Source organism: Odoribacter sp. AF15-53 (assembly GCF_003479425.1).
Lineage (GTDB): Bacteria > Bacteroidota > Bacteroidia > Bacteroidales > Marinifilaceae > Butyricimonas.
Genome location: NZ_QUHC01000033.1, coordinates 1 through 1,879, shown reverse-complemented (window position 1 = coordinate 1,879; position 1,879 = coordinate 1). Strand labels below are relative to the sequence as shown.

Sequence of the window (1,879 nt, the reverse complement as noted above, 5' to 3'; positions counted from 1 at the left end):
TTTTAAGGTGGTTTATCCGCCGAACATTAGCAACCCCAAATAGATGGAAATGATTGAAGAAACTATAAGAACTGAATTTGAAGCATTGAAAAATGACTTTGAAACCATAAGACAACAAATAGAAAACGATGTTGTCAGAACTGAGTTGTATAAGGGCGAGTTTTATGAACTTACTCCATATTCCTATCAGCGTAATGGTTGCAAACAAGGAAAACCTGTAAAGCGTCCTGATACAATAAAAAGCACCAAAAATCTTTGTATCTACGGATTTAATAATCAAAATCAAATCGTAGAAGTTAAGGTCGGTTGTTCTATTGAAGATCAGTTTTATCACACCTTCTTATATTATACAGACAATCTTGTGAAAAGTATTCTATATGATAATGGAAAACATTTGATGAATGTATGCCATTACTTTTTCGAGGACGGAAAGTTGAAACGGTCACAGTTATGTGGTAAGTATGGTAGCCGTGAAGAAAATTATATCTATAAAGAAAATGCTTTGACACATATTGAAGTAAAACAATATGATATTGAGGGTAATAGTGGTAGTGATTTAATTCATATATTCCAATATCAAGACGATGGGGCTTTAGAAAGTATTACCAAATCATTTCCAAATGGATATTCTGAAATAATCTATAAGACGATAAGAAGTTGCTAACAAGTGGCTTAACCTCCCCTGAAAAGGTTGGTTAGCCACCAGACATTATAAACTCAATAGATGAATAATAAAGAAATTTATATAAAACTGGAAAAAGCAGTTGGCGATAACAACGTGCAGGAAGTGTCGAATATACTCGACCAACATTCAGATCTGGATTTGAATGATGAGAATTTATATACGCTTCATCCACCTTTATGCCGAGCTGCAAAGAAAGGTTTTTATGAAATTTGCAAGACTTTAATTCAATATGGAGCCGATGTAAATTGTATTAAAGATAGATTATTTTCTCCTTTATGGGGTGCTTCGTCTGGAAACCATTTAGAAATAGTCAAACTATTGATAGAAAATGGTGCAGATATAAATGCTTATGAAAGTTCTACAACAGCAGCTTTGAATGAAGTAGCCGCTAAAGGGCATTTTGAGATTGTTCGCTATCTTATAGAGAAAGGTGCGGATATAAATAGGCTTACTACAACTCTACTTTTTTCTCCTCTTGATTGGTCTATTAGTAGTGGACATAACGAAATAAGCCTTTTTCTGAAGGAAAAGGGTGCGTTGTCCAATATCAACCACGATTATGTATGGTCTGAAGTAGGTGGTGGCATATCCCAACATATAGACTGGAATATTGGCAGAGTTATTCCTAACAAATTCAATGAAATGGAAAATGGTGTATTCAATAGGCTTGCGGTTGTTAATAGAGGCAACAATTCGTTATTGTTCAGTGTAGGAAATTTCCAATATACCCAGCCTTATGTGGAGTTTGTTATTGTGCTTCCGTTTGGCTGGAATCCATACTCTAAAATGGAGAAGACACAGTTCCCTTATATGGTAATGAAAGAATTGACGAACCAAGTCCGTAACGGAAGAACATTCTCTGATGGAGATTTTATATCCAAAACAGAGAAAGGGTTCAACGCAATCTCTTGGTCGGAGAAATTGGCTGGATTCTATGTCGTAGATTATAACTACTCTGATACAGCGAATCAATATGATAACAAAGAGGATATGGTTACTCTTTATACGCTTATTCCTGTAAAAGCTACTAAAAAGGGATATAGCGAACACTCTTTAGAAAAATTGAAGTCTAAGAAATGGAAAGCGATTGAATTGAGTTTATAACAAGCGGATTAATCTTCTAAAAACTCGATTATCCGCCGGACATTAGTGTCATATAAAATTGTAATGAAACAGATAATAGAAAAAATCAAT

2 protein-coding genes are annotated in these 1,879 nt (G+C 34.4%); both read left to right on the top strand.

Annotated elements, in window-relative coordinates:
* Window positions 1-43 precede the first annotated feature (43 nt).
* Window positions 44-664, top strand: coding sequence for a hypothetical protein (locus tag DWW52_RS20805; protein WP_032581398.1), 621 nt, complete (start codon window positions 44-46; stop codon window positions 662-664).
* Window positions 665-724: 60 nt separating this feature from the next.
* Window positions 725-1,789, top strand: coding sequence for an ankyrin repeat domain-containing protein (locus DWW52_RS20800; protein WP_032581399.1), 1,065 nt, complete (start codon window positions 725-727; stop codon window positions 1,787-1,789).
* The last annotated feature ends 90 nt before the right edge of the window (window positions 1,790-1,879 follow it).